The sequence below is a fragment of the Aquitalea palustris genome (assembly GCF_003693445.1).
Lineage (GTDB): Bacteria > Pseudomonadota > Gammaproteobacteria > Burkholderiales > Chromobacteriaceae > Aquitalea > Aquitalea palustris.
In genome coordinates this window covers 26,750-53,288 of sequence record NZ_RFAR01000043.1, presented here as the reverse complement: position 1 = coordinate 53,288, position 26,539 = coordinate 26,750, and the positions used below count along the sequence as shown (strand labels likewise).

The following is a 26,539-nucleotide window of genomic DNA, read 5'->3' as shown; positions in this document are numbered from 1 at the left end:
CGGCTTGCGGACAAAACGGGATGGCCAGCAGGCCATCCGATAAACCCAAGGAGGAGTTGAGGTGAGTACACAGAACAAGTTTGCGGGCATCCAGCAGCTGGGCCGTGCCCTGATGCTGCCGATTGCCGTATTGCCGGTGGCCGGCTTGCTATTGCGGCTGGGCCAGCCGGATCTGTTGAACATCAAGGTGATGGCCCAGGCCGGTGATGCCATTTTTGGCAATCTGGCGCTGATTTTTGCCATCGGCGTGGCCGTGGGTTTTGCCCGCGACAACAATGGTGCGGCCGGGCTGGCCGGTGCCATCGGCTATATGGTGCTGACCGCGGTGCTGAAAGTGATGCCCGACACCCTGCTGGGCTACGAGGGCTTCAAGTCGCTGGTGCACCTTGATCCGGCGGGCAAGCCTTTCGCCATCAATATGGGCGTACTGGCCGGCATTCTGGCAGGCCTGGTGGCCGGTGTGCTGTACAACCGCTACAAGGACATCAAGCTGCCCACCTATCTGGCCTTCTTCGGCGGCAAACGCTTTGTCCCGATTGCCACCGGCTTTGCCATGCTGCTGCTGGGTGTCTTGCTAGGCCTGGCCTGGCCGCCGGTGCAGAACGGTATCGATGCGCTGGGCAAATGGCTGATCGGCGTTGGCGAAATCGGCCTGTTCCTGTACGGCATCCTCAACCGCCTGCTCATCGTCACCGGTCTGCATCACATCCTCAATACCATGGTGTGGTTCCAGGTGGGTGATTACACCGATGCCGCCGGCAAGCTGGTGCACGGCGACCTGACCCGTTTCTTTGCTGGTGACAAGAGTGCCGGCATGTTCATGAGCGGCTTTTTCCCGGTGATGATGTTCGGCCTGCCCGCCGCCTGCCTGGCGATGTATCGGGCGGCCAAGCCGGAAAACAAGGCTGCGGTGGGCGGCGTGCTGTTCTCGATGGCGCTGACGGCCTTCCTGACCGGCGTGACCGAGCCGGTCGAATTCGCCTTCATGTTCCTGGCTCCCGTGCTGTATGCCATCCATGCCGTGCTGACCGGTGTTTCCATGGCGCTGATGTATGCGCTGGGCGTGCATCTTGGTTTCGGCTTCTCTGCCGGCCTGTTCGATTACCTGCTCAACTTCGGCATTGCCCAGAAACCGTGGCTGCTGCTGCCGGTGGGCCTGCTCTATTTCGTGGTGTATTACAGCCTGTTCAGCTTCTTTATCCGCAAGTTCAATCTGCAGACCATGGGACGGGAGGATGCCCCGCAAGTTGCCGTACAAGTGGTGGAAGGCTCGGCGCGTGCGCATGGCTTCATCCTGGCGCTGGGTGGGGCGGCCAACCTGAAGTCGGTGGATGCCTGCACCACCCGCCTGCGCCTGCAGGTGGCGGATAACGCCAAGGTGGACGAAGCCGCGCTCAAGGCCCTGGGCTCGCGTGGGCTGATCAAGCCGGCAGCCGGCAGTGTGCAAGTGGTGCTGGGGCCGGAGGCCGATCTGATCTCTGATGAAATCCGCACGGCTCTGCAGCAGGGGGGGGCGGTGACGGATAACGCCGCCCCTGCGGTGGTGGTGAGCAGCGTCAGGGCCGTGGCCAGTAGTGGCCAGCGCAATGACTGGCTGCAGGCCCTGGGTGGAGCAGCTAATGTTAAGCATGTGGAAGCCGTGGCCGGCAGCCGCCTGCGGGTGGAAGTAGCCGATGCCAGCCTGGTGGATGAACAGGCCCTGCACGCCCTGGGCGCGCGTGGTGTGACCACATTTTCTGGCAATCTGCTACATGTGGTATTGGCAGAAGACCCTGCTCCTTTTGCCAGTTTGTTGCAGGCATGAGCGCATTCGGCCACTACAGGGCGGCGAGCCTTGTCTGACAAGGATTTCACCGCTTTGTTGGTAGCCTGCACACTACTTTTGTAGTCGCTTGCTTACAGAGCAAAAGGAGCAGAAATTGAATGGCGCAGGGCACGCTTAGATGACCTTGCGCCATTATCATTTTGGAGGATGCATCATGACGTTGAAAGTTGCCATTAATGGTTACGGCCGTATCGGCCGCATGGTGGTCCGCGCCTGGCAGGAGCGTTTTGCTGACCGCGATATCGAAATCGTGGCCATCAATGACCTGGGCAAGCCGGAACTGCACGAACACCTCACCCGCTTTGACAGCGTGCATGGCCCTTTCGGTGGCACCATTGCGCTGGAAGGCGATGCCCTGGTGGTGAACGGCAAGCCGATCAAGCTGCTGTCCATCCGCAACCCGGCCGAGCTGCCGTGGAAAGAACTGGGCGTGGATGTGGTACTGGAATGTACCGGCATCTTCACCAAACGCGACAAGGCCGCCCTGCATCTGGAAGCCGGTGCCAAGCGCGTGCTGATTTCGGCTCCGGCCAACGACGCTGATGCCACCGTAGTGTTCGGTGTCAACGACGATGTACTCACCAGCGCCATGACCGTGGTCTCCAATGCGTCCTGCACCACCAACTGCCTGGCCCCGCTGGTACAGCCGCTGATCGACACCATCGGTATCGAACGCGGCCTGATGACTACCATCCACGCCTACACCAACGACCAGGTGTTGCTGGATACTGATCACTCCGACCTGCGCCGTGCCCGTTCTGCCGCCGTGTCGATGATCCCGACCAAGACCGGTGCCGCTGCCGCTGTGGGCCTGGTGCTGCCCAAGCTGAAAGGCAAGCTGGATGGCTTTGCTGTCCGTGTCCCGGTCAGCAATGTCTCGCTGGTTGACCTGACCTTCACTTCCTCCCGTGACACCACGGTGGAAGAGGTCAACGAGCTGATCAGCACCGCGGCCAAGGGCCGTCTGGCCGGCGTGCTGGCCGTCAACACCCTGCCGCTGGTTTCGCGTGACTTCCTGCACCACCCGGCTTCCAGCGTGTTTGATTCCACGCTGACCCGTGTCATCGCCGGCCGTGAAGTCAAGGTACTGTCCTGGTACGACAACGAGTGGGGCTTTGCCAACCGCATGCTCGACACCTCGCTGGCCTGGGTGGCTGCCAAGTAATCCGTTTCTCCCTGGTGGCGTCAGAACCGCCAGGGGGAAACCGGTGCAGTAAACCCGGCAGGCATTGGTCAGAAGATGCCTGCTTGGGTGCTTCGTTCGTAGATGTGCTTCTATATGGTCTCTCCCAAGAGTTTGGCCGAAGAATCGTCGATTCTTCGGCCATTTTTTTGCCTGGGATGCACCGTGTCGGCCGTGGAGGCCGCGGCTTTCAGTCGTCCTGGAGCAGTTGCGGCATGCGCGGTGCAACCGGCATGTCGATGATGATGGAGGTCTTGGTATCGCCAAACTGCATCAACTGGGCAATCAGTGCCTGCAGGCTGGGCATGGTATCGACTGCCACTTTCATCATCAGGCCGCTGGTGCCGGTGATGGAGGCGCACTCCAGTACCTGCGGCATATTGCGGATTCTTTCCAGCACCACGTAGTACTCCAGATGTTTCACCGTCAGCTCGATCATGCAGAAAATGGGCAGGCCAACCTTGGCCGGATCGATCTGGGCATGGTAGCCGGTGATGACGCCTTGTGCTTCCAGCTTGGCCACCCGGTCGGCAATGGCCGGTGCCGACAGGTTCACCCGGCGGGCCAGTTCGGCAAAGCTGATACGGGCATTTTCGTGCAGGGCAGCCAGAATTTTTTTGTCGAATTTATCCATGCTTCGAATCGAAAGTTTAATGGCTTTAAAAAGCTATTTTACAAGGCATTAATGCGAAAAATCCCATATTTTTACATTAAATTATTGCTGCTTGCTCCGTACAATGCCTGCCGTATCAGAGCTGTTTCGGCACTGTCCCGTCGGGATGGCTCTTGTCCGGATTCGTTGCTGATGGGTTCATTTGCATGTAACCCGTTTGAAACTGTCCTGGTGATCTCTTTGTCCCTGGTCTCAAGTCAGACAAACAAATTTTTGACGAAGGCCATTCCGGGTCTGCCTTGTGGCAGGCCCGTTTTTTTTGCCTGTTTTCCGGATCAGGCATGGCAAGATGACAGCCTTGCCCCCTGTGCTGGCGCGTGCGGTAAAAGTTTCGGCAACTATTTAAGAAATGTCATATTTCTGTAATCGCTGGTTTTTATCCTTGCCATAATCAAACCGGGACTGGACCGATACATGGCTGCCAATATTTTGCTCGTTGAAGACGAACCGGCGATTCAGGAACTGATCGCCTTTAACCTCACCCAGGCGGGGCATCACGTCTTGCGCGCCAGTACGGCCGAAGCTGCCCTGACCCTGGTGCGTAATGCACTGCCCGACCTGGTGTTGCTGGACTGGATGCTGCCGGGTGCTTCCGGGGTGGATATCGCCAAGCGCCTGCGTTCGGACGAACGCACCAAGCACATCCCCATCATCATGCTGACTGCCCGCTCCGACGAGCAGGACAAGATTACCGGGCTGGAGTCCGGTGCTGATGATTACATCACCAAACCGTTTTCGCCGCGCGAGCTGCTGGCCCGCATCAAAGCCGTATTGCGTCGCCGTGCGCCGCAGATGACCGATGATGCGGTCGAGGTACAGGGCTTGCGGCTGGACCCGATCACCCATCGCGTCAGCGGCAATGGCGGCACCATCGATCTGGGGCCGACCGAATTCCGCCTGCTGCATTTCTTCATGACGCACCCGGAGCGTGTACACTCGCGTTCCCAGCTGCTCGATCAGGTGTGGGGTGATCATGTCTTCGTGGAGGAGCGTACGGTCGACGTGCATATCCGCCGCCTGCGCAGTTCGTTGGAAACCACCGGCCACGATGCCCTGATTCAGACCGTTCGCGGCACAGGTTACCGTTTCTCCACTCAGCAGTGAGGCAGTCTTGCGAGAATTCCTGCAGCGTACCCTGGTTTGGCTGATTGTCATCCTCTTCATCGGCCTGGGCTTCTGGGCCTTTTCCGGCCCGATTGAAGGCCTGATCGCTGCCTGTCTCAGCCTGTTGGCCTGGCTGGGATTTCATCTCTATCACATTGCCCTGTTGCTGCGCTGGCTTGACCACCCCACAGCCGAGCGGGTGCCGGATGGCTTTGGTGCCTGGCATACGGTGTTCATGACCCTGTACCGCACCATGCGTACCCAGATGCAGAGCAAGCGCAAGCTGACCAATGTGCTGGAACGCTTCATCAATGCCGGCGAAGCCATGCCGGATGGGGTGGTGGTGCTGGACGAGCATGACCGCATCGAGTGGATCAACCCGATGGCGATGGAGCACCTGAATCTGGACCGCAAGCAGGATGTGGGTAACCAGATACTCAATCTCATCCGCCAGCCCAGTTTTCATGCCTATATGAAAAACGCCAGCTTCAGTCAGCCGCTGGTGTTGCAGTTCACCCAGCCGCGCGAGCTGGTGATCTCGGTGCAGCTGGTGCCCTTCGACTCCACGCGCAAGTTGCTGCTCAGCCGCGACATCACTTCGCTGGAACGGGTGCAGACCGTGCATCGCGATTTTGTCGCCAATGTTTCGCATGAACTGCGCACGCCGCTGACGGTGGTGGGCGGTTTTCTCGAGACACTGTCCGACATGGAAGAAGTGGATCAGGCCACACTCAGCCACTTTCTGCCGATGATGATGGAGCAGTCGCGGCGCATGCAAAGCCTGGTGGAAGATCTGCTGACGCTGTCGCGGCTGGAAAACAGCCCCAAGGCCGCGGTGGCGGAAAAGGTGAACATGCAGCTGATGCTGGATACCCTGATGGTGGAGGCCGAAGGGCTGTCGCAGGGCCGTCACCAGATCAAGCTGGAAAAGGATTGCAGCCAATGGCTGTGGGGCAGTGCGCAGGAGCTGCATTCGGCGTTTGGCAATCTGGTATCCAATGCCGTGCGTTACACCCCGGAAGGCGGCGCCATCACCCTGTCGTGGAAGGCCGAAGGCGAACGCCTGCGTTTTTCCGTCAAGGACAGCGGCATCGGCATTCCGCGCGAGCATATCCCGCGCTTGACCGAGCGCTTTTACCGGGTGGACCGTGGCCGTTCCCGTGGCAATGGCGGCACCGGCCTTGGCCTGGCCATCGTCAAGCATGTGATTGCCCGCCACAACGCCAGGCTGGATATCAAGAGCGAACCGGACAAGGGCAGTACGTTCAGTGTGATTTTCCAGCGCGAACGTTCTGCCGAACCGGAAAACGGTTCCCACCGCGCCTGATTGACGCGCTGAGTGGCCTGCACGCAGCGCAGGCCACTATCGGCAGGTTCTGGGCCGGCAGTCTGGCCAGCTCTCGCCAGCCCGCCTCATGGCAGGTAGCATGGCAAGTCTCCCTTCTGCTAAGGAACGGCCATGCTGCATCATGTGGTGTTGCTGCGTTTTACTGCGGCGAGCACGCCGTCTGACATTGCCGAGATCAGCCGACGCTTTGCCGCCTTGCCTGCACTCATTCCCGGCATTCAGTCCTTTGCTGGCGGGCCGGATTGCAGCCCGGAAGGCTTGCAGCAGGGTTTCAGCCACGGCTGGCTGTTAAGCTTTGCCGATGCTGCCGCCCGTGATGCTTATCTGCACCATCCGGCCCATCTGGATTTCGTTTCTTTCCTCAAACCATTTGTTGATGACGTTTTAGTCAGTGATTTCCATGCAAGTTAGCGGAAAATCGCTGCGTTTGGGGCTTGGCCTGCCTGCGCTGGCGCGCTAGGATATTCCTCCATAATGCAAACTACCCTGTTCCCGGACCACACCATGAATCGTCTGCAATCCATTCGTCCGTTCGGCCAGCGTATCTGGCTGGATAATCTGTCCCGTGAACTGCTGGCTTCCGGCCAGCTGGCCACTTTGCTGCAAGAAGACGGCATTGCCGGCGTGACCTCCAATCCGGCCATTTTCTACAAGGCCATCAGCAGCGATGCCAGCTACCAGGGTGATCTGGCGCAGCTGAAAAGCAATGCCGCACTGACGGCAGAGCAGCGTTACGAGGCGCTGGTGGTGCCGGACATCCAGGCCGCATGCGACCTGTTGCTGGAACAGTACCGCAGCAGCCAGGGTAATGATGGCTATGTCAGCCTGGAAGTCTCCCCGGCCTTGTCGCACGACGAAGCCGGCACGCTGGCTGCGGCACGCCGCTTGTGGGCCGAGATCGGCCGCCCCAACGCCATGATCAAGATCCCGGCCACGCCGGCCGGCATCCGCGCCTTCCAGACACTCACCGCCGAGGGCATCAACGTCAACATCACCCTGCTGTTCAGCCTGCCGCAGGTGGAGGCGGTATGGGATGCCTATATCGACGGCCTGAGCGCGCGCCACGCCGCCGGCAAGCCGGTGTCCGGCATCAAGGCCGTGGCCAGCTTCTTCCTGTCACGGGTCGACAGCCTGCTGGACCCGCAATTGCCGGCTGCGCTGCAAGGCAAGGCCGCCATTGCCCTGTCCAAGGTGGCTTACGCCCGCTATCAGCAGCGTTTCCATGGCAGCGAGTTTGCTGCGCTCAAGGCCGCCGGTGCCTGGCCGCAATTCCTGCTGTGGGCGTCTACCGGCACCAAGAACGCGGCTTACTCCGATGTGCTGTACGTGGAAAGCCTGATTGGCGATGAAACCGTCAATACCGTGCCGGATGGCACGCTGGCGGCCTTCCGCGATCACGGCGTGGCTGCGCTGACCTTGCCGCAGGATGCGCAGCAGGCTCAGATCACCCTGCTGGAGGTGGCGGAGGCGGATATCGATCTGGTGGCGGTGGGTGACAAGCTGCAGCAGGACGGCCTGAAGCTGTTTGAAGATGCATTCGCTGCATTGTTGCAACTAACGGCCTAAGACTAGCGGCAGCCGCTAACGCTAAAAGGATGCCTTGCGGCATCCTTTTAGGCTGCTGACTGAGTGATTTGGCAGGATTCTACTGGACCCGGCAAAGCCGGGCCTTCCAGTTGACTTATGGACTCCGCAGCCTTTCCATCTACTCCCAATCCCCCCGCCCTTGCCCCGCAAGGGAGCCCCGCTTTCCTTCCAGAAAGCGAGAAGGCGTTTTGAAAGGATGCCTTGCGGCATCCTTTTTTGCTTTAGGACCGGCGGGTATTCAGCAGGCTTGCTGACGACGCTGGGCCATGTGCTGGCCGGCCACGCGCAACTCCTCGGCATTCAAGGTGGCTGCTGCAGTGGGAATCAGCCAGGCCTCTTCCGAAGCGGCGTGTTCACGATACTGGCGCACGAATTCGGCCACGGCATTTTCGCTGATGCTGTCGATTTCGCCATTGCGCAGGGCGCGCAGATCATCACGAATGGCATTCCAGCAGGAATGCAGATAGCCGTGCTCGGCTTCCAGCTGTTCGATGCGCGGGGCTGCCGTGGGGACGCGCTCCAGCAGGATGGGGAACAGTTCCTCTTCCTCGTCGATATGGTGGGCAGGGCCGGCGACGTCAAAATAGCGGATGACACCGTCGATGGTGTTCTTTACCGCCTCATTCACGCCATGTTCGGCGATATAGCCGGGCAGCTTGTCCAGCTGGTCGCAGAAGCGGCGGATCTTGTCATGGCAGGCCAGCAGCATGTCCAGCGGTTGTTCGAAGCTGGCGCTGCCGGTATTGCCGATATCATTCAGGGTAAGCATGGTGGGAAGCCTCAAGCTGGGTGAATGGATCGAGTGTGCCGTGCTGCATTGCAAAAAACCATGATTCTGCTCAAATGCGCGGCACTCGGTTCGCAGCGGCCGGCGCTGCTGGCACAATAGGCCATTGTGCGCCCGGCCAGGGTGGCTTGCCCAGTGCAATACGCTGGCGGAGGCCGGGCGGTGATGTGGCGACGGCAAAGACCGGCGAGAAAGGCAGTAATGGACCTTCCCTTTGAAATCAAGCCAATACGGCTGGATGACCCGCAGCTGGTGGCCGAGGCCCTGCGTATCCAGCTGCTGGCGCATCAGGTGGAGCGCGAATGGCTGGATTATCCCCAGCTGCCGCTGATGTGGCCGGATCTGGCCGCCGTGATGGCCTGCCAGGACCGTGTGCTGGGTGCCTTCGAGGGCGATGTGCTGCGTGGCGTGCTGGTGGCAAGCCAGCGCCAGCAGGGCGGCTGGCATATCGAGCGCACGGTGGTGGACCCGGCCTGCTTTGGCGATGGCTGGGGTTACCGCTTGCTCAACCATCTGCTGGCAGATGCCGACGAAGTCAGCGTGGATACCGCCGAGGTCAATGCCGCAGCCGTGGCGCTGTATCACAAGGCGGGTTTTGTGCTGGAGCAGCGCTGGAAGGTGCCGGATGGCCTGGTGCTGTGGCGCATGGTCTATCAGGCCGGCCGTGTGCAGCCGGCTGTGCATCTGGATGCCAATGGCTGGGTGCGCGAAGCGCGACAGATTCCTTCACCCAATTGCGATGCCCGCGAAGGCGGGGTGGCCGAGTTGCTGGTTATCCACAACATCAGCTTGCCGCCGTATCGCTATGGCGGGCAGGCGGTGGAACAGCTGTTTACCAATAGCCTGAATCCGGATGAAGACCCGTTTTTTGCCAGCATCCAGCACTTGCGCGTCTCCGCGCATTTCTTTATCCGGCGCAGCGGACAGCTGTTGCAGTTTGTTTCCGTGCATCAGCGGGCCTGGCATGCTGGCGTGTCCAGCTGGCGTGGGCGCGAGCGTTGCAATGACTTTTCGATAGGGATCGAGCTGGAGGGCTGCGATTTCGAGCCCTTTGCCGACGCGCAGTACCAGATGTTGCTGGCGCTACTGCGCGAATTGCGTGCTCAGCTGCCCTTGTGCGGCATGACCGGCCATGAAGATATCGCGCCAGGTCGTAAAACTGATCCCGGCCCTTACTTCGACTGGGCCAGGGTGCGAAGGGAAATCGACCTGCCGGCGTAGTGTTGCCACTACATAGTAAAATTTCACCCGTTTTGCATCATGTGGCCGACTGTTTTGCGTCGGCCATTTTTGTTGTCAGCAGGGTGCTGGTCGGAGATGGTTGCCGGTTTTTTAGCTGCAAGTGACTGTATTTTATGTAATTTTCTGGTGCTTGGTGATGATTTGTAATCGATTACATTGCATGAATATGGCATGGCAAATAAAAAAGGCAGGCTGAAAAGCCTGCCTTTTGATGTAGTTGCTTGACTACAGTTCGACTTGTGCCCCCAGTTCCACTACCCGGTTGGTAGGAATCTGGAAAAAGTCGGTGGCACGCAAGGCATTCTTGCTCATCCACACAAACAGCCGCTCACGCCAGCGCGACATGCCAGGACGCTCGGTGGAGATGATGGTTTCGCGCGACAGGAAGAAGGACGTATCCATCAGCTCGAAGGCCAGGCCATCGGCTTCGCACAGTTCCAGCACATTGAGCACGCTCGGGTCTTCCTTGAAGCCGTAGCGGGCCACCACGCGCCAGAAAGATGGCGACAGCTGTACCACTTCCAGCCGCGACTCATCGTTGATGTAAGGCACATCCTCGGTGCGGATGGTCATCAGCACGATGCGGTCATGCAGCACCTTGTTGTGCTTCAGATTATGCAAGAGCGCATGCGGCACCCCGTGCAGGGTGCTGGTGAGGAATACCGCGGTGCCCTGTACGCGAGTGGGCGGGAAGGCTTCCAGGTTTTCGATAAAGCTGTCCAGCGGCAAGGCCTGTTCGCGCAGGCGGTCAAACAGCAGTTTGCGGCCCTGTTTCCAGGTGGTCATCAGCAGGAAGATCACCATGCCCAGCACCAGCGGCAGCCAGCCGCCGGAGAACAGTTTGAGCAGGTTGGCGCTGAAGAAGGCGGCGTCGATGATGCCGAAGAAAATGGTAATGCCCAGCGCCAGCGGCAGCGGCCAGCGCCAGTTGACCCGTGCCACCACGAAGAACAGCAGGGTGGTGATCAGCATGGTGCCGGTCACGGCAATGCCGTAGGCCGAAGCGAGGCTATCCGAAGTCTGGAAGGTCAGCACGACTACCAGCACGGCCACCAGCAAGGCCCAGTTGACGAAGGGCAGATAGATCTGGCCGATTTCCTTTTCCGAAGTATGGGAAATCTCCATGCGCGGGCTATAGCCCAGCTGGATGGCCTGACGGGTGAGCGAGTAGGCACCGGAAATCACCGCCTGTGAGGCAATCACCGTGGCCAGGGTGGCCAGGATGATCAGCGGCAGCAGCGCCCATTGCGGGGCCAGCATGAAAAAGGGATTTTCAATGGCCTTGGGGTTCAGCATCAGCAATGCACCCTGGCCGAAATAATTCAGCACCAGTGCCGGCAGCACCAGGCCATACCAGGCGCGGCGGATCGGTGTTTTGCCGAAGTGGCCCATGTCGGCATACAGCGCTTCGGCCCCGGTCAGTGCCAGTACCACCGAACCCAGGGTCAGATACGCACCAACACCGTGCTGGTAGATGAAGCGAAAGGCATGCAGGGGGTTGATGGCGGCCAATACAGCAGGGGCTTGCAGGATTTGCAGCAGTCCCAGCACGCCTATCGTGCAGAACCAGAAAGTCATGACCGGCCCGAATAGCATGCCGACACTGGCAGTACCGAAGCGCTGCAGGATAAACAGGAAAACCAGCACCACGATGGCCAGGGGCAGGATGTACGGACCCATGCTGGGGCTGAGCACTTTCAGCCCCTCTGCCGCTGACAGGACGGAAATGGCCGGGGTGATGATGGCATCGCCATAAAACAGCGAGGCACCAAACAGGCCCAGCAGCACTACCTTCCAGCGTGCCGAGTGGGTGATGTAATGCCTGGCCAGCGCCATCAGCGCCATGATGCCGCCTTCGCCGTGGTTATCAGCGCGCAGCACGAAAGCCACATACTTGATGGAAACCACAAAAATCAGCGACCAGAAAATCAGGGAAAGAATCCCCAGGATGTTATCCGGTGTGGTGGCCATGTTGTGGCTGGTGAAACATTGCTGCAAGGTATACAGCGGACTGGTGCCGATATCCCCATACACCACGCCCAGCGCAGCCAGCGTCAGACCGGTCATGGCTTGTTTATTGTGAGCCTGCATGATTTGTGTGCGTTCTTTGTGTAGTTAAGCATGCAACGCCATCCGCTTTCCGTTTTGTTGCGGCGCAAGAAAATCGGATGGCCTGTGAGCGCGAAGGTTACTACTGAGTCGGTGCAGCGCCAAGCTAATGCTGTGTTCCTGCCATTTTTACCTTGCACCATGTAGGGGGAAAACGACAAAGCACCACGGAATTTCCGCTGCTACCCTGACAGCATGCAGCGCTGGACAGGATGCTTTCCCGCCAAGGCTGCAAAACGCTACAATCAAGCCCATTTAGCCGAATACCAAGGACGCATCATGCGCGCATCGCAGTTTTTCATTTCCACCCTGAAAGAAGCTCCCGCCGACGCCGACATCACCAGCCAGAAGCTGATGATTCGAGCCGGTTTCATTCGCAAGGTTGCCGCCGGCATTTATTCCTGGATGCCGATGGGCCTGCGCGTGGTGCGCAAGGTGGAAAACATCGTGCGTGAAGAAATGAACCGTGCCGGTGCCATCGAAGTCTCCTTGCCGGTGGTGCAGCCGGCTGGCCTGTGGCAGGAATCCGGCCGCTGGGACACCATGGGCGAGGAAATGCTGCGCTTCAAGGATCGCCACGAGCGCGATTTTGCGCTGCAGCCTACCGCAGAAGAAGTGATTACCGACATCGCCCGCAGCGAGCTGCGCAGCTACCGCGCCCTGCCACGCAATTTCTACCAGATCCAGACCAAGTTCCGCGACGAGCGTCGTCCGCGTTTTGGCGTGATGCGTGGCCGCGAATTCACCATGAAGGATGCCTACTCCTTCGACCGTAGCCCGGAAGCCGCCGGCCTCAGCTACGAAAACATGTACAACACCTATTGCCGCATCTTCGACCGCCTGGGTCTGACCTACCGTGCCGTGGCGGCCGATACCGGCGCCATTGGCGGTGACCGTTCGCACGAATTCCAGGTGATTGCCGATACCGGCGAAGACGCCATCATCTACTGCCCGGACTCCGATTACGCCGCCAATATCGAGCTGGCCGAAGCCGTGGCACCGGCTGGCGAACGCCCTGCCGCCACTGCCGCGCTCACCAAAGTACACACCCCCAAGGTCAAGACCATTGCTGACCTGGTGGCATTCCTGAACATCGACATCAAGAGCACGGTCAAGGCGCTGGTGGTGGAAGGTGCCGAAGGCGAGGCGGTACTGCTGCTGGTGCGTGGCGACCACGAACTGAACGAAGTGAAGGCCGAGAAAATTGCCGGTATCAAAAAGCCGCTGACCATGGCCAGCCCGGCACTGATCCGTGAAGCCTTTGGTGCCAATCCGGGTTCGCTTGGCCCGGTAGGCTTCAAGGGCCGCATGATTGCCGACCGTACCGTGGCCAAGATGGCCGACTTTGTCATCGGTGCCAACGAAGACGACCAGCACTACACCGGCGCCAACTTCGGCCGCGACTGTGCCGAGCCGGAAGTGGCCGACATCCGCAATGTGGTGGCCGGTGACCCCAGCCCGGACGGCAAGGGCGTGCTGGCCATCCAGCGTGGTATCGAAGTGGGCCATGTGTTCTATCTGGGTACCAAGTACTCCGCCGCCATGAACGCCACCTTCCTCGATGAAGACGGCAAGCCGAAACCGTTCGAAATGGGCTGCTACGGCATCGGCGTGACCCGCATCCTGGGCGCGGCCATCGAGCAGAATCACGACGACAAGGGCATCATCTGGCCGGACAGCCTGGCCCCGTTCAATGTGGTGATCTGCCCGGTGGGCTACGACCGGTCGGCCGAAGTCAAAGCTGCGGCAGATGATCTGTATGCCGCACTGCTGGCCAAGGGTGTGGATGTGATCATCGACGACCGTGGCGAGCGTCCGGGTGCGATGTTTGCCGACTGGGAGCTGATCGGTGCACCGCACCGCGTCACCATCGGCGACCGTGGCCTGAAAGAAGGCAAGGTCGAGTACCAGCAGCGTCGCGATGCCGCGGCAACGCCGGTTGCCGCAGATGCTATTCTGGAACATCTGCTCGCCAAGCTCGCCTGATGAAAATCCTCCTGACGCTGTGTGCCCTCACCACCATGCTGGCCTTGCCGCCGGCGTGGGCGGGTGCGCAGCGCGAGGAGGCGCTGGCGGCCAATGTGGCTTCGGCCATGAGCCGCACCATTGCCGATGTCAATGCGCCACGGCTGGTGTTCGATACGCCGCAGGAAGGCCAGGCCTGGCTGGCCGAGATGTCGCGCCGGCTGCAAAAGCGCATTCCGGACGCATGGATGCGCGAGCGGCTGCTTACCGCCATCCAGTACGAAGCTACCCGCGCCGGGCTGGACCCGCAGCTGGTGCTGGGGCTGATCCAGGTGGAAAGCGGCTTCAACAAATACGCCATCTCACCGGTTGGTGCCCGTGGCCTGATGCAGGTGATGCCTTTCTGGGTGCGCCAGATCGGCAATCCGCAACACAATCTGTTCGAACTCACGCTCAATCTGCGTTATGGCTGCACCATCCTGCGTCATTATCTGGATATCGAGCGGGGCAGCCTCTATCGTGCCCTTGGCCGCTATAACGGCAGCTTGGGCCGGCCGGAATATCCTAATCTGGTGATCGGTGCCTGGAAGAAAAACTGGGCATGGACCCCAGTCGCATCGGTAAAAATGGCAGGGGTCAACCTGCCTTTAGGTCAGTAGATGCCGCTGCGCCCAGCGCGCATTTTCGGTCTTTCTGTTTGAGGATGTTGCATGTTTTCCCTCCCGCGTACCGCTACCGCGCCGTTTTGCCCTTCCGAAGTTCAAGGCAGTATCCGTATCGATGCCCATGCCGCATGGTGGCAGCGACTGCGCCGCTTTGCCGGCCCTGGCCTGTTGGTGGCGGTCGGCTATATGGACCCGGGCAACTGGGCAACCGATATCGAGGCTGGCTCGCGTTTTGGCTATGGCTTGCTGTGGGTGGTGGCGCTGTCCAGCGTGGTGGCCATTGTGCTGCAGCTGATGGCGGCGCGGCTGGGTCTGGTCACCGGCATGGATCTGGCGCAGGCCAGTCGCGAGCGTTACGGCCCGGCCGGGCGCCTGTTGCAGTGGCTGAGTGCCGAACTATCCATCATCGCCTGCGATGTGGCCGAGGTACTGGGCTGCGCCCTGGCCTTCAAGCTGCTGTTTGGCGTGCCGCTGGCCTGGGGGGTGGGGCTGACGGCCTTCGATACCCTGATCGTGCTGGGGATGAAAGGCAAGGGTTTCCGCCAGATCGAGGCGGTGGTGCTGGGCTTGATTGCCACCATTGCGCTGTGTTTTGCCATCCAGGTATTCATGGTGGGGCCGGACTGGCAGGCGGTGGCGCGTGGCCTGCTGCCATCCAGTCCTGGTGCTGACCTGCATCAGGCGGTGGTGCTGGGCCTGGGCATCGTTGGCGCCACCATCATGCCGCACAATCTGTATCTGCATTCTTCCATCGTGCAGACCCGGCGGGTAGAAGGCGGGCAACATGGCCTGCGCGACACGCTGGCGCTGTGCCGGGTCGATACCGTGCTGTCGCTGCTGCTGGCCATGCTGGTGAACGGGGCGATCCTGGTGCTGGCCGGTTCGGCCTTCCATGTCGCTGGCCAGCCGGTGGTGGATGACATTGAGCAGGCTTATCGGCTGATCACGCCGCTGGCCGGCGGGGCGGCGGCGCTGCTGTTCGGCCTGGCCTTGCTGGCATCGGGGCAAAGCTCCACCCTTACCGGCACCGTGGCCGGGCAGGTGATCATGGATGGCTTCCTGCAAGTCAAGATTCCCTGCTATCAGCGGCGGCTGATTACCCGTGGGCTGGCTTTGCTGCCGGCCCTGTTGGGGGTGCTGCTGCTGGGGGAGGGGGCGGTGGGGCGGATGCTGGTGTGGAGTCAGGTAGTGCTCAGCCTGCAATTGCCGCTGGCGATGTGGCCCTTGCTGCGTATCACCGCCAGCCGGCAGCAGATGGGTGAGTTTGCCCTGTCACCGGCCATGCAGCTGCTGGGCTGGTTGATGTTCTTGCTGATCTGTGGCGCTAACCTGCTGTTGCTGGTGGCGCTATAAATGAAAAAAGCCGCAGTAATGCGGCTTTTTGCGTCTGGCAGCGCCGTGGCCGACAGCTTGGTTCTTTCAGTCTTCCTGGGTCTGCAGCAGTTTTTTCAGCAGGCCGGCCAGTTGCACTTTTTCGGTCTCGTCCAGGTTTTCCATCAGCTCGGCTTCCGCCGCCAGATGATTGACCACGGCCTCTTCGATCACGGCAAAACCCTTGGCGCTCAGTGTCACAATTACGCCACGGCGGTCTTCCGGGTCGGGCGAGCGGGTGACCAGGCCGGCTTCTTCCAGCCGGTTGATGCGGTTGGTCAGTGCGCCGGAGGAAATCAACACCATGCCCTGCAGCTGGTTGGGCGACAACTGGTAAGGCTCGCCACGGCGGCGTAGTGCGGCCAGCACGTCGAATTCGCCGACGTTGAGGTTATAGCGCGCCAGATCCTGCAGTACCCGGCGGGTAATGAAATATTCCATCCGTACAATACGGCCGATAACCTGAGTGGACGAGGGGTCCAGGTCGGGACGTACTTCATTCCAGAGGGCGACGATGCGGTCGATCTGATCGGGCTGTTGATGCATTCTGCGTGCTTCCAGGTAAGGGAGGGGCGAGGCTTTCCGTTCCGGGCGCAAAGAGTATCATGTGTTTGTGTTAAAATATCTTCATGTGAAGATATTTAACCGTAATCTATATCGCTACAACCCTGATTTTACAGGCTGCGCTAGCCACCCAGCGAGGAAGAGCCGGATGAAAACCGCAGTACGCGCCGCCATGATCAGTTTCCGGGCCGACCCCTTCCTGCTTCCTGTCGCAGAGTGTCTGCACTATGACAGCGATGCCCTGATCATCATGGAAGACGGCAAGATCAGCGCCTTGGGGCCGGCCGCCAACCTGCTGCCCGACTTGGCGGCGGATGTCCCGCTGCAGCACTTTCCGCATGGCGTGCTGCTGCCAGGCTTTATCGATTGCCACGTGCATTATGCACAGACCGAGATGATGGCGGCTTTTGGCGCACAACTCATCGACTGGCTGAATGACTACACCTTTGTCACCGAGCAAGGATTTGCCGAGGGCGAACACGCGCGCGAGGTAGCACGGCTGTTCTTGCAAGAGCAGCTGCGCAATGGCGTGACCACGGCCTGCGTGTTTGGCACCGTACACCCGCATTCGGTGGATGTGTTGTTCGAAGAGGCGGCCCGCTACGGGCTGCGACTGATTGCTGGCAAGGTCTGCATGGATCGCCATGCGCCGGCGGCACTGCTGGATTCGGCGCAAGCGGCCTACGATGACTCGCTGGCACTGATACGGCGCTGGCATGGGCGCGGCCGGGCCGAATACGCGCTGACGCCGCGCTTTGCCCCCAGTTGCAGCCCGGCACAGCTGGACGCGCTGGCGGCGCTGGCAAGAGACTATCCCGATGTACTGATCCAGTCACATGTGGCAGAAAACCTCGACGAACTGGCCTGGGTACAGCGGCTGTTTCCGCACTGCCGTGACTACACCGATGTCTATGACCGGCACGGGCTGCTGCGGCCACGGGCGGTTTTCGGCCACGGCATTCATCTGTCGGACGCGGAAATTGCCGCCTTTGCCGACAGCGGTGCGGCGCTGGCACATTGCCCCACTTCCAACCAGTTTCTTGGCTCGGGCAGCCTGGACCTGCGCCGGCTCAAGCAGGGCACACGACAGGTGGCGCTGGGGCTGGGGACGGATGTGGGAGCAGGCACCAGTTTTTCCATGTTGCACACCATGCAAGCGGCTTATATGGCGGCTCAAAGCCACGGCAATGCACTGACGGCGGTGCAAGCCTGGTATCTGGCTACCCGTGGTGCAGCCACGGCACTGGGCATTGCCGACAAGGTGGGCAGTCTGGCTCCCGGCATGGAGGCCGACCTGCTGGTGCTGGACTGGCATTCGACACCGCTCATCACTTTTCGCATGCGCTATGCCCGCGATGTGCAGGATGCCCTGTTCATCCAGATGATGCTGGGTGATGACCGGGCGATTGCCGCGACCTATGTGGCTGGCCGGCTGGTCTACCAGCGTGCGGCAGACAGCGGCAATTAGTCTTGCCCGGCGCGGCGGCCCTTGCCCGGATGGGGCGGCTTGGGCAGGGTGATCTGGCGGGTACGGGCCAGGCGGTCGTGCAGAAACAGCCGCTCCTTGTCGTAGCAGGCCGCCAGGTACGGCAGCATGCACCAGGCCAGCGAAATCAGCAGCGCCTCACGGCCATGCCCCAGATTGCGCGACCAGGCCAGATAGGAAATCGCCGGCATGCCGACAAACAGCAGCAGGCCGACGATATAGCGGAAACCGGCCTGGCGCCAATCCATCAGCTGCCCGTCATCCTGACGCACCACCTTTACCCGCCAGGCTTTCATGGCCACGGTCTGGCCAGATTTGACCCAGCTGCTGCCGAAATAGCCGAACAGCGCGCCAGCCAGCGCCAGCTGGGTGAGCAGGTCCAGCACTAGCGACTGCCCCAGCCAGGCTTGCAGGCCGGTCATGACGGCGGAAACGGTAAGCAGCAGGGCGGCAATCAGCAGCAATTCGTAAAGCTGGCTGCACAGGCGGCGGCCAAGGCTGGCCGTGGTAAAGGTTGGGCTCATGATGATGGCAGGGTGATGCTCAGCCGGAAGCCTGGGGCTTGGGCTGGCTTTGTTTCAGGCGCTGGATGGCTTTTTCCCGCTCGGCAGGAGGAAGGCTTTGCAGCGTTTTCCAGTTATTGCGGATTTGCTGGCGTTGCTCCAGCGTCAGGTCGGACCAGCTCTTCAGCTTGCTTTGCAGACGCAGGCGGCCGGCAGGGTCCAGGCTGCGATATTCCGGCACGATGGCCAGCAGGTTTTTCTTTTTCTCCGGTGCATAGCGGTCCCATTCGGCGGCCAGTGGGGCCATGACCGTCTGTTGCTCGCTATCCAGCTGATCCCAGCGCGGATTGTTCAGCGGGCTGGCCAGCGCCGGCGTGGCCAGCAGAGAGGCTGCCAGCAGCCATGGCAGCAAGCGATACAGCCTAGTCATGCAGGCTCCCCGAGAAGTGCGGCTCCATCAGCATTTCCAGCGGCAACTCATGGGCGAGGATGGCTGCATCGACCGCTTCTTCTTCGACCAGCAAGCCCTCCATCAGCCACAGGCCGGTGCCGGCCATCATGGCAAAACTCAGGGCCAGTACACTGCGGCGCAAGCCCTGGGTATGGCGTTGCAGCCAGAGTGCCAGCCGCTCGCGCAAGCGCGGCGCTTCGCTGGCCCGCACATCAAAGCGTGCCAGGGCCAGTTCGCGGGCCTGGTAGAGACGCTGCTGCTGGGCAGCACTGAGCTGATTGCCCGGTTGGTCGAGTATGGTGGTCACACTGTGCTTGAGCTTGTCGTCGGCGCCGGCATGGCTAGCAGAATCTTGCGAGGGCTTCATAGCACCACTCCTTTTTGCTGCAGGATGGCCGCCAGCGTGTGGGTGGCGCGCGAGCAATGTGTCTTGACGCTGCCTTCCGAGCAGCCCATCACCCGTGCGGTTTCGGCGACATCCAGTCCTTCCCAGTAACGCAGCAGGAAGGCTTCCCGTTGACGATTGGGCAGCAGCTGCACTGCGCCGTCGATCAGTTGGGCGACTTCCTTGCGGGCATACCATTTTTCCGGATTACTGCTGGCCTCGTCCGCCGCGATGTTCAGCGTTTCCAGCGGATCAGCGCTTTCGTCTTCCTCGCGGGTGGGCAGCAGCGAAGACAGCAGGGTGCCAAAGAACTGACGCACCTTGGCGCGGCGGAAGTGATCGCGAATGGTGTTTTGCAGGATGCGCTGGAAAATCAGCGGCAATTCCGCCGCCGGTGCATGGGCGTAGCGGTCTGCCAGCTTCATCATGGAGTCTTGCACGATATCCAGCGCATTTTCGTCATTGCGCACGGCGTACAGGGCTTGCTTGAAGGCGCGTCGTTCCACCGACTGCAGAAAGTCGGCCATTTCCTTGCGGCTTGCCATGTGTAGGGGAAGATTCTGGTTGATGCCAACGAAAGATAGTAGCAGAGCCGGACAGGCAAGGCCACCCCGCGGATTTCCCTGTTTTTACCGTGGCTTAGCGTGTTTTTGCACCTGCACAAAAGCACTTGACCGCCATTTGAGGGATAGGCTAAGGTCTTTCATCACAACGGGATGAAACACAAGTCAATTGCCAAGATTGACTGCAAGACAAGACAAAGAGGCACAAGATGCAGATATCGGGCGCGGAAATCCTAGTCCGTTGCCTGCAGGAAGAAGGAGTCGAATTTCTGTTCGGCTACCCCGGCGGCGCGGTTCTGGAAATATATGATGCCATCTTCCGGCAGGAAAAGTTCAAGCACGTTCTGGTGCGTCACGAGCAGGCTGCAGTGCATGCGGCTGATGCGTACTCGCGTTCCAGCGACAAGGTAGGCGTAGCGCTGGTGACCTCCGGTCCTGGTGCCACCAATGCCGTTACCGGCATTGCCACCGCTTATATGGATTCGATTCCCATGGTGGTGATCTCCGGTCAGGTGGCCACTCCGGCCATCGGTCTGGACGCCTTTCAGGAAGTGGACATGGTGGGCATTACCCGCCCGTGCGTGAAGCACAACTTCCTGGTGAAGGATGTCAACGATATCGCTGAAACCATCAAGAAAGCATTCTACATCGCCAAGAGCGGCCGACCCGGCCCGGTGGTGGTGGATATTCCCAAGGACATTACCCAGCAACGTGCCGAATTCCACTACCCGGAAAGCGTGCACATCCGTTCCTATGTGCCTGCCACCCGCGGCCATCCGGGACAGATCAAGAAGGCCATCAACCTTCTGCTGGAAGCCAAGCGTCCTTACATCTACGTGGGCGGCGGTGCCGTGCAGGGCAATGCGGCAGCCGAAGTCACCGAGCTGGTGAAGTCGCTGGGCCTGCCGTGTACCAACACCCTGATGGGCCTGGGTGCCTATCCGGGTTCCGATCCGCAGTTCCTCGGCATGCTGGGCATGCACGGTACTTACGAGGCCAATATGGCCATGCAGTACTGTGATGTGCTGATTGCCGTGGGTGCGCGTTTTGACGACCGTGTCATCAGCGTGCCATCGCATTTCCTGTCGCAGCCGAAGAAGATCATCCACATCGACGTGGACCCGTCTTCCATTTCCAAGCGCGTGAAAGTGGACGTGCCCATCGTCGGCGACGTCAAGCATGTGTTGCGTGAAATGCTGGACATCCTGCGCCAGTCCGGCCAGAAACCGGATGCACAGCATCTGGCGCACTGGTGGAAGCAGATTGAAGAATGGCGCGGCCACAACAGCCTGCTGTACACCCCGTCCACCGAGCTGATCAAGCCGCAGTACGTGGTGGAAAAGCTGTATGAAATCACCGGTGGCAAGGCCATCGTCGCCTCCGATGTGGGACAGCATCAGATGTGGGCGGCCCAGTATTACAAGTTCGACAGTCCGAAGCAGTGGCTGAATTCCGGCGGCTTGGGTACCATGGGCTTCGGTTTGCCTGCAGCCATGGGTGCGCAACTGGCCAATCCGGATGCAACCGTCGCCTGTATTACCGGCGAAGGCTCCATCCAGATGAATATCCAGGAGCTGTCCACCTGCAAGCAGTACCACACACCGGTCAAGATCGTGGCGCTCAACAACCGCTATCTGGGCATGGTGCGTCAGTGGCAGGAATTCTTCTACGGCACCCGGTATTCCGAGTCCTACATGGATGCGTTGCCGGATTTCGTGAAGGTGGCCGAGGCCTATGGCCACGTTGGCTTCAAGATCGAAAACCCGTCCGATGTCGAGCCGGTACTGCGCGAGGCCTTTGGCCCCGCCCTGAAGGAACGTCTGGTATTCCTGGACTTCCGTACCGATCAATCCGAGAACGTGTTCCCGATGATCCAGAATGGCAAGGGTCTGGACCAGATGGATTTGCCGCCGCACATGCGCGACGTCCAGCAGGTCCCCTTCGAGAACAACCGTGACTACGGCAATATGTGCTGAGGCGGACGGTATGAGACATATTCTTTCGATTTTGCTGGAAAACGAAGCGGGCGCACTGTCCCGCGTGGTGGGGCTGTTTTCGGCCCGGGCTTACAATATTGACTCACTGACGGTGTCGACTACCGAGGATCCGACACTGTCACGGATGACGATCGTCACGCATGGTTCCGACGAAGTCATCGAGCAGATCACCAAGCAGCTCAACAAGCTGATCGAGGTGGTCAAGGTGATAGACCTCAATGAATCCGAGCACATCGAACGCGAGATGATGCTGATCAAAGTGCGCGCTACCGGTAAAGACCGGGAGGAAATGAAGCGCATGGCGGATATTTTCCGCGGTCGCATCATTGATGTTACGGAAAAGACTTACACCATCGAGCTGACTGGTACGAGCGACAAGCTGGGGGCCTTTATCGAGGCCATCGACCGCGCAGTGATCCTGGAAACGGTCCGTACTGGCGCATCCGGCATTGGCCGTGGTGAACGGGTTCTGAAAATCTGATATATCTATACATCTGACGGCGGGCCACAGCGGTGGCCGCCCGGATAACAAGGGACAAAGCAAATGAAAGTGTATTACGACAAGGACGCGGATCTTTCCATCATCAAGGGTAAGAAAGTCGCCATCATCGGCTACGGCTCACAAGGCCATGCTCACGCCCAGAACCTGAAAGAGTCTGGCGTTGATGTGATTGTTGGTCTGCGCAAGGACGGCGCGTCCTGGAGCAAGGCTGAAGCTGCTGGTCACAAGGTGAAGGAAGTGGCCGAGGCGGTGAAGAAGGCCGATGTCGTGATGATTCTGCTGCCGGACGAATCGCAGCCGGACGTGTACCACAAGGAAATCGCCCCGAACATCAAGAAGGGCGCTGCCCTGGCGTTCGCTCACGGCTTCAACGTGCATTACAACCAGATCGTTCCGCGTGAAGACCTGGACGTGATCATGGTGGCTCCGAAAGGCCCGGGCCACACCGTGCGTTCCGAGTATGTGAAGGGTGGCGGCGTGCCGACCCTGATCGCCGTATACCAGGACAAGTCCGGCAAGGCCCGTGACGTGGCCCTGTCCTATGCTGCTGCCAACGGCGGCACCAAGGGTGGCGTGATCGAAACCAACTTCCGCGAAGAAACCGAAACCGACCTGTTCGGCGAACAGGCTGTACTGTGTGGTGGCGCGGTTGAACTGGTAAAAGCCGGCTTCGAAACCCTGACCGAAGCAGGCTATGCTCCGGAAATGGCTTACTTCGAGTGCCTGCACGAACTGAAGCTGATCGTCGACCTGATGTACGAAGGCGGCATCGCCAACATGAACTACTCCATCTCCAATAACGCGGAATATGGCGAGTACGTGACTGGCCCGGAAGTGGTGACCTCCGCCACCAAGGAAGCCATGAAAAAGGCGCTGTACCGCATCCAGTCTGGCGAATACGCCAAGATGTTCATCCTGGAAGGCAAGACCAACTATCCGAGCATGACTGCCCGTCGTCGCCTGACTGCCGATCATCCGATCGAAAAGGTGGGTGCCGAACTGCGCGCCATGATGCCCTGGATCTCCAAGAACAAACTGGTAGACCAGTCCAAGAACTGATTTCGAAGTCGGTCAGTGTGCCAAAGCCGGGGAAACCCGGCTTTTTTCATGACTGAATTGCGGTCACGAGTGTGGCCGGACCGGTGCTTTTGCTGCCGGGGCCAGCTTGGATTAAAATCAGCGGCTCTGCGCGCATGCGCCCTTTGTCTAGATCGTCGACGTACTGACAGCCGGTCCGTGCCGGTGTCTGCTCAGCGCCGTACCGATAGCTTCGTTTACGGATAACACCATGATCCATGACCCCATTCCGGGTAAGCCGTCCCTGCGGCGGCAAGGTATCTACCTGCTGCCCAACTCCTTTACCCTGGCGGCCTTGTTTGCCGGTTTCTACGCCATCGTGCAGGCGATGAACCAGAACTTCCAGATTGCCGCTGTCGCCATTTTTGTCGCCATGATCCTGGACGGGATGGACGGCCGCGTTGCCCGTCTGACGCACAGTCAGAGTGCCTTTGGTGCCGAGTTCGACAGCCTGTCGGACATGGTGAGCTTTGGCGTCGCCCCCGCACTGGTGGCCTATGAATGGCTGCTCAAGGACATGGGCAAGCTGGGCTGGATGGTGGCTTTCATCCATTGTGCCGGCGCAGCACTGCGGCTGGCCCGTTTCAACACCATGATAGGCAGTACTGACAAACGCTGGTTTACCGGCCTGCCCAGCCCGGCTGCAGCGGCGCTGGTGGCTGGCCTGGTGTGGATCTGCCATGCCTATGACTACACCGGCCTGCCGGGTTTGAAGTGGGTTCTGCTGGGCTTTACCGCCTTTTCCGGCATTACCATGGTGACCAATGTGAAGTTCTGGAGCTTCAAGGAAATCCACCTGCGCCGTCGCGTGCCGTTTGTGATGCTGCTGGCGCTGGTGGTGGCTTTGCTGCTGCTGATGTCCGAGCCACCACTGGTGCTGTTTGGTTTCTTTGTCTGCTATGCGCTGTCCGGCTATGTGATGGCAGCCTGGCGCTGGTGCAAGCCGAAGCCAGAAATACTTTGAACCTGCTGTCTGCTGTACAGATCACCCCGTTGGCGCCTGGCGCAACGGGGTTTTTTATTGTCCGGTGTGATGTATGCATTGGACAGAATTGTCCAATTTTTGTCTGAATTATTCTGATGGTTAGATCTGGTTACTGGCGCCGCGTGATGTCTTCACTGCCCTTATTCCATGAAATATTAGACTTAATGTCCAATATTTGCATATTTGACACAGGAATTTTGATTTTCTGGCCCATGCTGCACTGCGTGTTTGACGAAATATTGTCCAATCGATACATTGGTTAAAACTTTGCTGCAGGAGCACAACATGCAATTGGACATTGAACGACTGATCGAAGACCTGGGCGGCCCCGGTGCGGTGGCTGAAGGCCTGAGTCAGCTGTTTCCCGATGAGCCGGTCAGCCGTGCAGCAATCTACAAATGGAGAGAACGTGGCAGCCTGCCGCTGTCACAGTTGAACAAACTGGCTCAATTAGCCGCCAGCCAGGGCAAGAGATTCGATTTCAACGATTACCTGAACGCCGCCGGGACAGCAGCACAGGGACAAGGGAGAGCATTCGACATGGGCGACCGTCTTTACATTTTTGATACCACCTTGCGTGATGGCGAGCAGTCGCCTGGCGCTTCCATGACCAAGGAAGAAAAGATCCGCATCGCCCGCCAGCTGGAACGTCTGGGTGTCGATGTGATCGAGGCCGGCTTTGCTGCCGCCAGCCCGGGTGATGCCGATGCCATCCACGCCATTGCCGAGGTGATCAAGGATTCCACCGTCTGTAGCCTGGCCCGTGCCAATGAGCGCGATGTGCGTGCTGCTGGCGAAGCCATCAAGCCGGCCGCCCGTGGCCGTATCCATACCTTCATCGCCACCAGCCCCATCCATATGGAAAAGAAGCTGCGCATGACGCCGGACGAGGTGGTGGATGCTGCGGTAAAGGCCGTCAAGCTGGCGCGTGAATATACCGATGATGTCGAGTTTTCTGCCGAAGACGCCCTGCGTTCGGATATCGATTTCCTCGCTCGCATTTTTGGCGAAGTGATCAAGGCCGGTGCCACCACCCTCAATGTGCCGGATACCGTGGGCTACGCCGTGCCGCGTGCTACCGAGGCCTTCTTCCGCGAATTGATCAGCAAGACCGAAGGCGGCGACAAGGTGATCTGGTCGGCCCATTGCCACAACGATCTGGGCATGGCCGTGGCCAATAGCCTGGCTGCGGTATTGGGCGGTGCCCGTCAGGTGGAGTGCACCATCAATGGCCTGGGTGAACGAGCCGGTAATGCCGCGCTGGAAGAAATCGTCATGGCGGTGCGTACCCGCAAGGACATTTTCGCGGTGGATACCCGCGTCGATGCCACCCAGATCGTGCCGGCTTCCAAGCTGGTGTCCACGGTGACCGGCTATCCGGTGCAGCCGAACAAGGCCATCGTCGGTGCCAATGCTTTTGCTCACGAATCCGGCATCCATCAGGATGGCGTGCTCAAGCATCGCGAAACCTATGAAATCATGTCGGCAGAGAGCGTGGGCTGGAGTGCCAACCGCCTGACGCTGGGTAAATTGTCCGGCCGCAATGCCTTCAAGACCAAGCTGACCGATCTGGGCATCGTGCTGGACAGCGAAGAAGCGCTCAACGCCGCCTTTGCCCGCTTCAAGGATCTGGCCGACCGCAAGCGTGAAATCTTCGATGAAGACCTGCACGCACTGGTGTCGGACGAGCTGGTGGCTACCTTGCAGGAAGACTACAAATTCGTGTCGCTGAAGGTGAATACCGAAACCGGCGAAGCACCGCAGGCCGCCATCGTGTTTGTCGAACATGGTGTGGAAAAGCGCTGCGAATCCAGTGGCTCCGGCCCGGTGGATGCTGCCTTCAAGGCCATCGAAAGCACGGTCAACAGCCAGGCCGAACTGGAGCTGTACTCGGTGAATGCCATTACCAAGGGTACCGAATCGCAGGGCGAAGTCACCGTACGGCTGGCCAAGGATGGCCGTGTGGTGAATGGCCAGGGCGCGGATACCGATGTGATTGTCGCCAGTGCCAAGGCTTACCTGTCGGCGCTCAACAAGCTGAGCAACCGTCAGGAACGCGTCAAGGCGCAAGGCAATGTCTGATTAGCAATACCTGCCGGGCCCGCCCCGTGCTGCTTTACTGTCTGCCGGATTTTCCCATCCCGTTCCCGGCCGGCGGCAAGGCAGT

General features: G+C 59.8%; 24 protein-coding genes and 1 pseudogene. 17 read left to right on the top strand and 8 right to left on the bottom strand.

The annotated features are described in order from the left end of the window. Positions 1-61 precede the first annotated feature (61 nt). Positions 62-1,804, top strand: coding sequence for an N-acetylglucosamine-specific PTS transporter subunit IIBC (nagE, locus tag EAY64_RS10760; protein WP_103524766.1), 1,743 nt, complete (start codon positions 62-64; stop codon positions 1,802-1,804). A gap of 175 nt (positions 1,805-1,979) precedes the next feature. After that, positions 1,980-2,990, top strand: a complete 1,011-nt coding sequence (gap, locus tag EAY64_RS10755; protein ID WP_103524840.1) for a type I glyceraldehyde-3-phosphate dehydrogenase — start codon at positions 1,980-1,982, stop codon at positions 2,988-2,990. A 208-nt stretch (positions 2,991-3,198) separates the two neighbouring features. On the opposite strand, the gene EAY64_RS10750 is transcribed toward gap, so the two are convergent. Further along, positions 3,199-3,642 (bottom strand): Lrp/AsnC family transcriptional regulator, encoded by a 444-nt coding sequence (locus EAY64_RS10750; protein WP_059284682.1) that lies wholly within the window; start codon positions 3,640-3,642, stop codon positions 3,199-3,201. A 453-nt stretch (positions 3,643-4,095) separates the two neighbouring features. Between EAY64_RS10750 and phoB the strand changes: the two genes are divergently transcribed. From phoB to tal, 4 genes are all read left to right on the top strand, one after another. Then, positions 4,096-4,785, top strand: a complete 690-nt coding sequence (gene phoB, locus EAY64_RS10745; protein ID WP_059284683.1) for a phosphate regulon transcriptional regulator PhoB — start codon at positions 4,096-4,098, stop codon at positions 4,783-4,785. Positions 4,786-4,792: 7 nt separating this feature from the next. Beyond that, a complete protein-coding gene (gene phoR / locus EAY64_RS10740; protein WP_103524765.1) occupies positions 4,793-6,112 on the top strand; it encodes a phosphate regulon sensor histidine kinase PhoR in 1,320 nt (439 codons plus the stop codon). Positions 6,113-6,244: 132 nt separating this feature from the next. After that, positions 6,245-6,544 carry a Dabb family protein gene (locus EAY64_RS10735; protein ID WP_103524764.1) on the top strand — a complete coding sequence of 100 codons (300 nt, stop codon included), beginning with the start codon at positions 6,245-6,247 and terminating at the stop codon, positions 6,542-6,544. A gap of 93 nt (positions 6,545-6,637) precedes the next feature. Beyond that, the gene (gene tal / locus EAY64_RS10730) at positions 6,638-7,699 is read left to right on the top strand and encodes a transaldolase (RefSeq protein WP_103524839.1); all 1,062 of its coding nucleotides are present in this window, start codon (positions 6,638-6,640) and stop codon (positions 7,697-7,699) included. Between the two features lie 259 nt (positions 7,700-7,958). Here the strand turns inward: tal and EAY64_RS10725 are convergent, their stop codons facing one another. Then, a complete protein-coding gene (locus tag EAY64_RS10725; protein ID WP_059284686.1) occupies positions 7,959-8,489 on the bottom strand; it encodes a hemerythrin domain-containing protein in 531 nt (176 codons plus the stop codon). Positions 8,490-8,672: 183 nt separating this feature from the next. On the opposite strand from EAY64_RS10725, the pseudogene EAY64_RS20875 reads away from it, so the two are divergent. Both EAY64_RS20875 and ampD read left to right on the top strand, forming a co-directional pair. Continuing rightward, positions 8,673-9,149 (top strand): annotated as a pseudogene (locus EAY64_RS20875) (GNAT family N-acetyltransferase); the annotation flags it as partial. A 3-nt stretch (positions 9,150-9,152) separates the two neighbouring features. Next, a complete protein-coding gene (gene ampD, locus EAY64_RS20615) occupies positions 9,153-9,728 on the top strand; it encodes a 1,6-anhydro-N-acetylmuramyl-L-alanine amidase AmpD (protein WP_226034337.1) in 576 nt (191 codons plus the stop codon). A gap of 246 nt (positions 9,729-9,974) precedes the next feature. On the opposite strand, the gene kup is transcribed toward ampD, so the two are convergent. Beyond that, complete coding sequence (kup, locus tag EAY64_RS10715) at positions 9,975-11,840, bottom strand: low affinity potassium transporter Kup (protein ID WP_103524762.1); 1,866 nt, start codon at positions 11,838-11,840, stop codon at positions 9,975-9,977. Positions 11,841-12,137: 297 nt separating this feature from the next. On the opposite strand from kup, the gene EAY64_RS10710 reads away from it, so the two are divergent. The 3 genes from EAY64_RS10710 to EAY64_RS10700 are packed head-to-tail and all read left to right on the top strand — an operon-like array spanning position 12,138 to position 15,841. Continuing rightward, entirely contained in the window at positions 12,138-13,844 is a 1,707-nt protein-coding gene (locus EAY64_RS10710) for a proline--tRNA ligase (RefSeq protein WP_103524761.1), read from the top strand. Next, entirely contained in the window at positions 13,844-14,482 is a 639-nt protein-coding gene (locus EAY64_RS10705) for a lytic transglycosylase domain-containing protein (RefSeq protein WP_103524760.1), read from the top strand. Before EAY64_RS10710 ends, EAY64_RS10705 begins: the two co-directional genes overlap by 1 nt. A 51-nt stretch (positions 14,483-14,533) precedes the next feature. Continuing rightward, positions 14,534-15,841 (top strand): Nramp family divalent metal transporter, encoded by a 1,308-nt coding sequence (locus EAY64_RS10700; protein WP_103524759.1) that lies wholly within the window; start codon positions 14,534-14,536, stop codon positions 15,839-15,841. Between the two features lie 66 nt (positions 15,842-15,907). Here EAY64_RS10700 and EAY64_RS10695 read toward each other — a convergent pair whose 3' ends face one another. Continuing rightward, positions 15,908-16,405: a MarR family winged helix-turn-helix transcriptional regulator gene (locus tag EAY64_RS10695; RefSeq protein ID WP_059284691.1), complete on the bottom strand. Its 498-nt coding sequence runs from the start codon at positions 16,403-16,405 to the stop codon at positions 15,908-15,910. Between the two features lie 166 nt (positions 16,406-16,571). Here EAY64_RS10695 and guaD point away from each other — a divergent pair, with 166 nt between their 5' ends. Then, on the top strand, positions 16,572-17,891 hold the full coding sequence (guaD, locus tag EAY64_RS10690; protein WP_103524758.1) for a guanine deaminase: 1,320 nt from the start codon (positions 16,572-16,574) through the stop codon (positions 17,889-17,891). Here guaD and EAY64_RS10685 read toward each other — a convergent pair. From EAY64_RS10685 to EAY64_RS10670, 4 genes are read right to left on the bottom strand one after another with little or no spacing between them, the layout of a single operon-like run. Then, positions 17,888-18,433, bottom strand: a complete 546-nt coding sequence (locus EAY64_RS10685) for an RDD family protein (protein ID WP_103524757.1) — start codon at positions 18,431-18,433, stop codon at positions 17,888-17,890. The two genes, guaD and EAY64_RS10685, sit on opposite strands and share 4 nt — an antisense overlap. 19 nt (positions 18,434-18,452) lie before the next feature. Beyond that, positions 18,453-18,842: a DUF3106 domain-containing protein gene (locus tag EAY64_RS10680; protein WP_103524756.1), complete on the bottom strand. Its 390-nt coding sequence runs from the start codon at positions 18,840-18,842 to the stop codon at positions 18,453-18,455. Beyond that, complete coding sequence (locus EAY64_RS10675; RefSeq protein ID WP_103524755.1) at positions 18,835-19,230, bottom strand: DUF3619 family protein; 396 nt, start codon at positions 19,228-19,230, stop codon at positions 18,835-18,837. Before EAY64_RS10675 ends, EAY64_RS10680 begins: the two co-directional genes overlap by 8 nt. Then, complete coding sequence (locus tag EAY64_RS10670; protein ID WP_103524754.1) at positions 19,227-19,793, bottom strand: RNA polymerase sigma factor; 567 nt, start codon at positions 19,791-19,793, stop codon at positions 19,227-19,229. The genes EAY64_RS10675 and EAY64_RS10670 overlap by 4 nt, the downstream gene beginning before the upstream one ends. Before the next feature lie 227 nt (positions 19,794-20,020). Here EAY64_RS10670 and ilvB point away from each other — a divergent pair, with 227 nt between their 5' ends. The 5 genes from ilvB to EAY64_RS10645 all read left to right on the top strand — a co-directional run bounded on the left by ilvB (position 20,021) and on the right by EAY64_RS10645 (position 26,454). Next, complete coding sequence (gene ilvB, locus EAY64_RS10665) at positions 20,021-21,787, top strand: biosynthetic-type acetolactate synthase large subunit (RefSeq protein WP_103524753.1); 1,767 nt, start codon at positions 20,021-20,023, stop codon at positions 21,785-21,787. A 10-nt stretch (positions 21,788-21,797) separates the two neighbouring features. Further along, positions 21,798-22,289, top strand: a complete 492-nt coding sequence (gene ilvN, locus EAY64_RS10660) for an acetolactate synthase small subunit (protein ID WP_059284698.1) — start codon at positions 21,798-21,800, stop codon at positions 22,287-22,289. A 63-nt stretch (positions 22,290-22,352) separates the two neighbouring features. Further along, positions 22,353-23,369 (top strand): ketol-acid reductoisomerase, encoded by a 1,017-nt coding sequence (gene ilvC / locus EAY64_RS10655; protein WP_103524752.1) that lies wholly within the window; start codon positions 22,353-22,355, stop codon positions 23,367-23,369. A 229-nt stretch (positions 23,370-23,598) separates the two neighbouring features. Then, positions 23,599-24,351, top strand: coding sequence for a CDP-diacylglycerol--serine O-phosphatidyltransferase (gene pssA, locus EAY64_RS10650; protein ID WP_103524751.1), 753 nt, complete (start codon positions 23,599-23,601; stop codon positions 24,349-24,351). Positions 24,352-24,657: 306 nt separating this feature from the next. Next, positions 24,658-26,454 carry a 2-isopropylmalate synthase gene (locus tag EAY64_RS10645; protein ID WP_103524750.1) on the top strand — a complete coding sequence of 599 codons (1,797 nt, stop codon included), beginning with the start codon at positions 24,658-24,660 and terminating at the stop codon, positions 26,452-26,454. The last annotated feature ends 85 nt before the right edge of the window (positions 26,455-26,539 follow it).

Excerpts from the sequence above, each read along its gene's own strand:
- ilvC (WP_103524752.1), top strand. The coding sequence starts at position 22,353 with ATGAAAGTGTATTACGACAAGGACGCGGATCTTTCCATCATCAAGGGT.
- EAY64_RS10735 (WP_103524764.1), top strand. The coding sequence starts at position 6,245 with ATGCTGCATCATGTGGTGTTGCTGCGTTTTACTGCGGCGAGCACGCCG.
- ilvN (WP_059284698.1), top strand. The coding sequence starts at position 21,798 with ATGAGACATATTCTTTCGATTTTGCTGGAAAACGAAGCGGGCGCACTG.
- EAY64_RS10670 (WP_103524754.1), bottom strand. The coding sequence starts at position 19,793 with ATGGCAAGCCGCAAGGAAATGGCCGACTTTCTGCAGTCGGTGGAACGA.
- ampD (WP_226034337.1), top strand. The coding sequence starts at position 9,153 with ATGGTCTATCAGGCCGGCCGTGTGCAGCCGGCTGTGCATCTGGATGCC.
- EAY64_RS10675 (WP_103524755.1), bottom strand. The coding sequence starts at position 19,230 with ATGAAGCCCTCGCAAGATTCTGCTAGCCATGCCGGCGCCGACGACAAG.
- EAY64_RS10710 (WP_103524761.1), top strand. The coding sequence starts at position 12,138 with ATGCGCGCATCGCAGTTTTTCATTTCCACCCTGAAAGAAGCTCCCGCC.
- EAY64_RS10750 (WP_059284682.1), bottom strand. The coding sequence starts at position 3,642 with ATGGATAAATTCGACAAAAAAATTCTGGCTGCCCTGCACGAAAATGCC.
- phoB (WP_059284683.1), top strand. The coding sequence starts at position 4,096 with ATGGCTGCCAATATTTTGCTCGTTGAAGACGAACCGGCGATTCAGGAA.
- ilvB (WP_103524753.1), top strand. The coding sequence starts at position 20,021 with ATGCAGATATCGGGCGCGGAAATCCTAGTCCGTTGCCTGCAGGAAGAA.
- EAY64_RS10705 (WP_103524760.1), top strand. The coding sequence starts at position 13,844 with ATGAAAATCCTCCTGACGCTGTGTGCCCTCACCACCATGCTGGCCTTG.
- guaD (WP_103524758.1), top strand. The coding sequence starts at position 16,572 with ATGAAAACCGCAGTACGCGCCGCCATGATCAGTTTCCGGGCCGACCCC.
- pssA (WP_103524751.1), top strand. The coding sequence starts at position 23,599 with ATGATCCATGACCCCATTCCGGGTAAGCCGTCCCTGCGGCGGCAAGGT.
- kup (WP_103524762.1), bottom strand. The coding sequence starts at position 11,840 with ATGCAGGCTCACAATAAACAAGCCATGACCGGTCTGACGCTGGCTGCG.
- EAY64_RS10685 (WP_103524757.1), bottom strand. The coding sequence starts at position 18,433 with ATGAGCCCAACCTTTACCACGGCCAGCCTTGGCCGCCGCCTGTGCAGC.
- EAY64_RS10700 (WP_103524759.1), top strand. The coding sequence starts at position 14,534 with ATGTTTTCCCTCCCGCGTACCGCTACCGCGCCGTTTTGCCCTTCCGAA.
- EAY64_RS10695 (WP_059284691.1), bottom strand. The coding sequence starts at position 16,405 with ATGCATCAACAGCCCGATCAGATCGACCGCATCGTCGCCCTCTGGAAT.
- EAY64_RS10645 (WP_103524750.1), top strand. The coding sequence starts at position 24,658 with ATGCAATTGGACATTGAACGACTGATCGAAGACCTGGGCGGCCCCGGT.
- EAY64_RS10725 (WP_059284686.1), bottom strand. The coding sequence starts at position 8,489 with ATGCTTACCCTGAATGATATCGGCAATACCGGCAGCGCCAGCTTCGAA.
- tal (WP_103524839.1), top strand. The coding sequence starts at position 6,638 with ATGAATCGTCTGCAATCCATTCGTCCGTTCGGCCAGCGTATCTGGCTG.
- EAY64_RS10680 (WP_103524756.1), bottom strand. The coding sequence starts at position 18,842 with ATGACTAGGCTGTATCGCTTGCTGCCATGGCTGCTGGCAGCCTCTCTG.
- gap (WP_103524840.1), top strand. The coding sequence starts at position 1,980 with ATGACGTTGAAAGTTGCCATTAATGGTTACGGCCGTATCGGCCGCATG.